This is a genomic window from Micromonospora sp. NPDC005220, from assembly GCF_040607895.1.
In the GTDB taxonomy this organism is placed as follows: Bacteria; Actinomycetota; Actinomycetes; order Mycobacteriales; family Micromonosporaceae; genus Micromonospora.
Genome location: NZ_JBEXHP010000190.1, coordinates 1 through 6427 on the forward strand (window position 1 = coordinate 1; position 6427 = coordinate 6427).

Sequence of the window (6427 nt, forward strand, 5' to 3'; positions counted from 1 at the left end):
GCGCGGAAGACGTCCGTGACCCGCGCGGAAGACGTCCGTGACCCGCGCGGAAGACGTCCGTGACCCGCGCGGAAGACGTCCGTGACCCGCGCGGAAGACGTCCGTGACCCGCGCGGAGGACGTCCGTGACCCGCGCGGAAGACGCGCGCGACCCGCGCGGAAGACGCGCGCGACCCGCGTGCGGGACGGTGACCCGGACGGGACGATCCGAGGGTCAGGGCCGGCGGGGGTGGCCCTTGAGGTGCCGGCCCAGCTCGCGGGCGATCTCCCGGTTGGCGTCGCGCTCGGTCAGCGTCTGCCGCTTGTCGTAGGAGCGCTTGCCCTTGGCAAGGGCCAACTCGACCTTGGCGTAGCCGTTCTCGAAGTACATCGACAGCGGGACCATGGTCACCCCGCCCTCGCGGACCTTGTCGAGAATCCGGTCGATCTCGGCCCGGTGCAGCAGCAGCTTGCGGTTGCGGCGCGGGGCGTGGTTGGTCCACGTGCCGTAGGTGTACTCGGCGATGTGCAGGCCGTACAGCACGATCTCGCCGTCACGCTCGTGCGCGAACGCGTCCACCAGCGAGGCTCGTCCCTCGCGCAGTGACTTCACCTCGGTGCCGACCAGCACGATGCCCGCCTCGTACGTGCGCAGCACGGTGTACTCGTGCCGGGCCTTCTTGTTCGAAACGATCAACCGGCGTGCGGGCGGCTTGGACGGGGTCACCAGGCGACGATATCCGGCGGCCGGAGCGGTCGTACCAGCCGGTCAGTCGCGCGCCGGGCGCTCGGAGCGTAGTCGCCCGGTCAGCTCCCGCACCGCGTCCGCGAACGCCTCCTGCGACTCACACGGCCAGTGTCCCATGATCGGTGGGGGAACGCTGTCGCTGGGCGCCGGCACGACGTCCTGCGGGTCGGTCAACCGCCGATCCACCGTCGCCGCCGGCCCGGTCAGCGTCTCGGCCTCCCCGGGACGGTGGGAGGCGAAGATCCAGCCGCCGATCGGGTCGGTGTCGCGCCACAGGTTGATCCAGCGCCAGCCGATCCGTTCGCCGATCTCCCGCAGCGCCGGCTCGTCGGCGTACGCCGGAAACAGCCGGGAGTACAGCCGGCCCAGCGGCGACCCGTAGGTCAGCAGGGCGACCCGGTCGGTGGTCCGGGTGGGCAGTTGCAGAACCGTGGCGGCGAGCAGCACCGAGCCGTGGCTGTGTCCGGCCAGCAGCACACCCTGCCCCTGCCCGGCCAGGTAGGAGATCCGCTTGGCCAGCTCCGGCACAGCCCGTTCGGCGTAGCAGGGCGGCGCGAACGGGTGCGCCGCGCGGGGCCAGAAGGTGCCCAGATCCCAGAGCACGCCCACGTACCGACGGAACTGCGCTGTCCGATACGCGAAGATGCCGCCCACCATCAGACCGAGCAGGATCGCGGCGATCACGTAGCTACCCGACCCGATCAGGAAGTTGACCATGCCCGCTGGCACCCCGACGTAGCGCTTCGCCACGTCGTCCGGCGGGAGCTGGAGCATGGCGAGCACGCTGGTGGCCAGGCCGAGCGCCGCCAGGCCGGCGTACACCACGGAGAGCGGTTCCAACCGTTCGGTGAAACGGGCCCGGGCCACCGCCTGCTCGACCCGCCGCAGCCGGTCCGCCGCCTGCGGCGGCGCGTGCGGAAAGTCGGCGGTTACGATCGCCCGCGCGGCCCGCCGCCGCCCGCGCCGCGTCACCTTGGTGACCAGGCCGGCTACCAGCAGCGTGGTCATCACGGCCAGAAAAAACCCGAAGATCGCCCACTTGTACGCCAGGGGAGGGCTGGTCTCCAGGCTGTCCGCGGTCGTCCCGTCGCGGTCGAGCAGGTCCGCCACCCGGTAGACAAGTTCGGCGGAGAACGCCACGGCGAGCCCGGCCGAGACCGTCATGAAGACCGGCGATCCCAACGCGCGCAGAGGTGACCGGCGCTGCCCACCACCCCGCCGCCAGATCACCAGCCCGCGAGCGCCGCCACCAGCACGGTCTGGCTGACGAACAGCCAGGCCACAATCGCGCCGTAACCGGGCAGCGCACCGCCTTGCGGCCACGGCGCCGGGCTGATGACGACGTGCACGATCACCGACATCGTCAGGCCGACGGTGATGGTGCGCAGCCCGCGGAACACCGCGTCGACCCGGGGTGACGGGTCGGTGCGGTCGATGCTCGGCACCACGGTGACCAGGATCAGGCAGCTCAGCAACACCAACCCGGTGGCCGTCAGCAGGATCGCCGTCACCCACGAGGCGTGTTGGCTGGCTCGCGCGGCCAGCAGGCTGCCGCTCAGCGTGGCGAACGCCGCCGCGACGTGGACCGAGCGCAGTCGACCCACCAGCGGCTCGCCGTCCCACTGGCCGACGGCGCTCAACCGGTGTTCCGACGTCGGCGTCGACGGCGTTCGGAACGCGTCGAACGAATGGCTCGGGCGGGCGCCCAGCCACCAGACGAGCCCGATGGTGGCGACCGGCACGAGCGCCAGCACACCCAGGCGTAGCCCGATCGGGCGCCCGCCGAGCCAGGACAGCCAACTCCGGCCGGCCAGGCACGACGGGGTGTCCATGCAGCGCCACGCGATCAGGTCCAGCGCCACTCCGACGATGGAGAGCACGTAGAGCGCGGTGAGCGTGAGCGCGAGCACCCGGCACAGCGCCATGAAGCCGCGCTGCGACACGGTGTTCGCCGGGCGCATCCAGAGCGCCACGTTGCAGAGCATGAACGGCAGCAGGAAGACCAGCGACAACGTGCGTACTGCCGTGCCGGACGGCAGGTCACTCCAGCGGTACGCCTCCAGCGTCACCCCGTCCGTCCCGGTGGAGTCCGGATAGCCGGGACGCGGTCGGTAGAACCCCCCCGCTGCGGTCTCCGGCGACCTGGTGCACGTACGGCCGGTTCAACACCTGATCCGCCCCCGCGCCGGAGACACCGTGCACCCGCAGTTCCACGATCCCGCCCGACGTCGTCGGTCCGGTCGGTGTCGCGTCCGCCATGGGCCCCCCGAGGTGTGCGCGGCAACCGGGCGGATCGTCGATGTCCGGCCACCCGCGCGGCTCCCCGGCTTACCCATCCCGCACGCGATCAACCGTGCACCCGAGCTCCGGCGGTGGTGCGGTCGACCCTCGACAGGTGATTTCATGGCGCCATGGCGAACCCGGTGATCCTGACCGTCGACGACGACCCCGTGGTGTCCCGGGCGGTCGCCCGGGACATCCGGCGCCGCTACGGCGACCGCTATCGGGTGCTGCGAGCCTCCTCCGGCCCGGAGGCGATGGACGCGCTGCGCGAGGTCAAGCTGCGCGGCGAACAGGTGGCACTGCTGCTGGCCGACCACCGGATGCCGGAGATGACCGGCGTCGAATTCCTCGAATCGGCAATGGACATCTTCCCGGCCGCCCGTCGGGTGCTGCTCACCGCGTACGCGGACACCGACGCCGCGATCGAGGCGATCAACGTGGTCGACCTGGACCACTACCTGCTCAAGCCCTGGCACCCGCCGGAGGAGAAGCTGTACCCGGTGGTCGACGGGCTGTTGGAGGCGTGGGCCATCACCCCGGACGCGGCCAGCGCCGAGATCAGGGTCGTCGGGCACCGCTGGTCGGCGCCGTCGTTCAAGGTCCGCGACTTCCTGGCTCGTAACCTGGTGCCGTACCGGTGGTTGTTGTCCGACGACCCGGAGGGTGTGCGGTTGCTCGACGCCGCCGGGGCCACCGAGGCGGACGTGCCGCTGGTGGTGACGCCCGAGGGCAAGGCGTTGGTCGCCCCGAGTGAGGCCGAGCTGGCCGCGCTGGCCGGGTTGACAGTGGTGCCGGCGTGTGACTTCTACGACCTGGTGGTGATCGGCGGGGGTCCGGCCGGTCTCGGCTCGGCGGTGTACGGCGCGTCGGAAGGGCTGCGTACCGTGCTCGTGGAGCGCCGGGCGACCGGCGGTCAGGCCGGGCAGAGCAGCCGCATCGAGAACTACCTGGGTTTCCCGGACGGCGTGTCCGGCGCGCAGTTGACCGATCGGGCCCGGCGGCAGGCGGTCAAGTTCGGCGCCGAGCTGCTCAGCGCCCGGGAGGTGGTCGGCCTCAGCGAGGCCGGCGGCGCCCGGCTGCTGCGCTTCGGCGACGGCACCGAGATCGCCGCGCACACCGTGGTGCTGGCCACCGGTGTGTCGTACCGGGTGCTCGACGCCCCGGGGTTGGCCGACTTCACCGGGCGGGGGGTGTTCTACGGCGCCGCCGCGACCGAGGCGCCGAGCTGCGTCGAACAGGATGTCTACATCGTCGGCGGGGCCAACTCCGCCGGCCAGGCGGCGGTGCACTTCTCCCGGTACGCGGCGAGGGTGCACCTGCTCATCCGTGGTGCGGACCTGACCGCCTCGATGTCGCGTTACCTGATCGACCAGTTGGATCGGATCGACAAGATCACCGTGCATCCGCACACCGCGGTGGTCGGCGGTGCGGGGGAGGACCACCTGGAACGGCTCACCCTCTGCGACACCCGCACCGGGGAGGCCCGCTCGGTCGACACCTCCTGGCTGTTCATCTTCATCGGCGCGGAGCCGCGTACCGACTGGCTGGACGGGGTGCTGGTCCGCGACGGGCGTGGTTTCATCGTCACCGGTCCGGACCTCCTCGCCGGGGGGCGGCGACCGGCCGGCTGGTCGCTGTCGCGCGACCCGTACCACCTGGAGACCAGCGTGCCGGGCGTGTTCGCCGCCGGGGACGTGCGGGCCGAGTCGGTGAAGCGGGTCGCCTCGGCCGTCGGCGAGGGCGCGATGGCCGTTTCGCTGGTGCACCGTTACCTGGAGGGCCAATGACCACCGAGTCTGACCGGCTGACACCGGAGCAGTTGCGCACCCTGTTCCTGTTCGAGGCGCTCGACGACCGGCAGCTCGACTGGCTGGCGGAACACGGTCGGGTCGAGCGGCGCGCCGGAGGCACCCTCGTGTACGGCGAGGGTGAGCCCGCGACCTGCTTCTTCGTGCTGCTGCGCGGCGCGGTGGCGTTGAGTCGTCAGGTGCGCGGCGACGACGTCGAGGTCAGCCGGACCGACCAGCGTGGGGTGTACGGCGGGGCTACTCAGGCGTACCTGGGGGATCAGGTCGACCAGATCTACCGCAACAGTCTGCGGGCGGTGACCGACGCGGACTTCTTCGTGCTGCCGGCGGAGGACTTCGCGTACGCCCTGCGGTCCTGGTTCCCGATGCCCATGCACCTGCTGGAGGGGCTGTTCTTCGGGATGCGGGACAGTCAGGCCATCGTTGGCGAGCGGGAGCGGCTGCTGGCCCTCGGTTCGCTGTCGGCGGGGCTGACCCACGAGCTGAACAACCCGGCCGCGGCGGCGGTGCGGGCCACGTCGGTGCTGCGGGACCGGGTCGCCGGGATGCGGCACAAGCTCGCCATGATCGCCGATGGGCGTCTCGACGGCCGGGCCCTGCACGGCCTGGTCGCCTTGCAGGAGGAGGCCGTCGCCCGGGTGGCCACCGCGCCGAAGTTGACCCCGATGGCCACCGCCGACGCCGAGGACACCCTGACCGACTGGCTGGAGGAGCACGGTGTCGGCGGGGCCTGGGACCTGGCGCCGATCCTGGTCGGCGGTGGGCTCGACGCGGCCTGGCTGGCGCAGGTGAAGGCCGCGGTCGGGGCCGCGGACCTGGAGGCGGCGGTGCGTTGGCTCACCTACACGGTCGACACCGAGCTGCTGATGCGCGAGATCGGCGACGCGGTCACCCGGATCTCCGGGCTGGTGGGCGCCGCCAAGCAGTACTCACAGCTGGATCGCGCGCCGCACCGGGTGGTGGACGTGCACGACCTGCTCGACGCCACGTTGGTGATGTTCAAGGGCAAGATCCCCGCCGAGGTCAAGCTGGTCCGCGAGTACGACCGAAGCCTCCCGCCGGTCCCGGCGTACGCGGCCGAGCTGAACCAGGTGTGGACCAACCTGATCGACAACGCGTTGGGCGCGATGGGGGAGAAGGGCGTGCTGACCGTCCGCACCGGACGGTCCGGTGACCTGCTGGCGGTGGACATCACCGACACCGGTCCGGGTATCCCACCGGAGGTGCGTCCGCGCATCTTCGAGCCGTTCTTCACCACGAAGCCGGTCGGCGCGGGCACCGGCCTGGGGCTGGACATCTCGTACCGGATCGTGGTGCACAAACACCACGGCGACATCCGGGTGGAGACCGAGCCGGGCCGCACCACCTTCCGGGTCCTGCTGCCGGTCACCGATGGCGCGCCGGGCGAGCCGCACGACCCGCCGACCACCTAGCGGCAGCACGCGGCCCCGCGCAGGCTCGGGCGGCGCCCCGGTCAAGGGAGCCCCCCTCGCCCGGCGCCACCCCTCGGGCCGCACCGCAGCACCGCACCGCAAGATCGTGCTCGATCCAGGAAGTAGTGGCCTCGGCGGTTGCTGATGCCACTACAACAAGGATCGAGCACGATCTT

At 71.6% G+C, this 6427-nt stretch carries 5 protein-coding genes; 2 read left to right on the top strand and 3 right to left on the bottom strand.

What is annotated here, in order from left to right:
- Positions 1 to 214: 214 nt before the first annotated feature.
- From smpB to ABZU52_RS31515, 3 genes are all read right to left on the bottom strand, one after another.
- The gene (smpB, locus tag ABZU52_RS31505) at positions 215 to 706 is read right to left on the bottom strand and encodes an SsrA-binding protein SmpB (protein WP_354974566.1); all 492 of its coding nucleotides are present in this window, start codon (positions 704 to 706) and stop codon (positions 215 to 217) included.
- Positions 707 to 748: 42 nt separating this feature from the next.
- Entirely contained in the window at positions 749 to 1891 is a 1143-nt protein-coding gene (locus ABZU52_RS31510; protein ID WP_354974567.1) for a hypothetical protein, read from the bottom strand.
- A 62-nt stretch (positions 1892 to 1953) separates the two neighbouring features.
- Complete coding sequence (locus ABZU52_RS31515; protein ID WP_354974568.1) at positions 1954 to 2796, bottom strand: hypothetical protein; 843 nt, start codon at positions 2794 to 2796, stop codon at positions 1954 to 1956.
- Between the two features lie 342 nt (positions 2797 to 3138).
- Between ABZU52_RS31515 and ABZU52_RS31520 the strand changes: the two genes are divergently transcribed.
- Both ABZU52_RS31520 and ABZU52_RS31525 read left to right on the top strand, forming a co-directional pair.
- Positions 3139 to 4797, top strand: a complete 1659-nt coding sequence (locus tag ABZU52_RS31520) for an FAD-dependent oxidoreductase (RefSeq protein ID WP_354974569.1) — start codon at positions 3139 to 3141, stop codon at positions 4795 to 4797.
- Positions 4794 to 6251: an ATP-binding protein gene (locus ABZU52_RS31525; protein ID WP_354974570.1), complete on the top strand. Its 1458-nt coding sequence runs from the start codon at positions 4794 to 4796 to the stop codon at positions 6249 to 6251. The genes ABZU52_RS31520 and ABZU52_RS31525 overlap by 4 nt, the downstream gene beginning before the upstream one ends.
- Positions 6252 to 6427 lie beyond the last annotated feature (176 nt).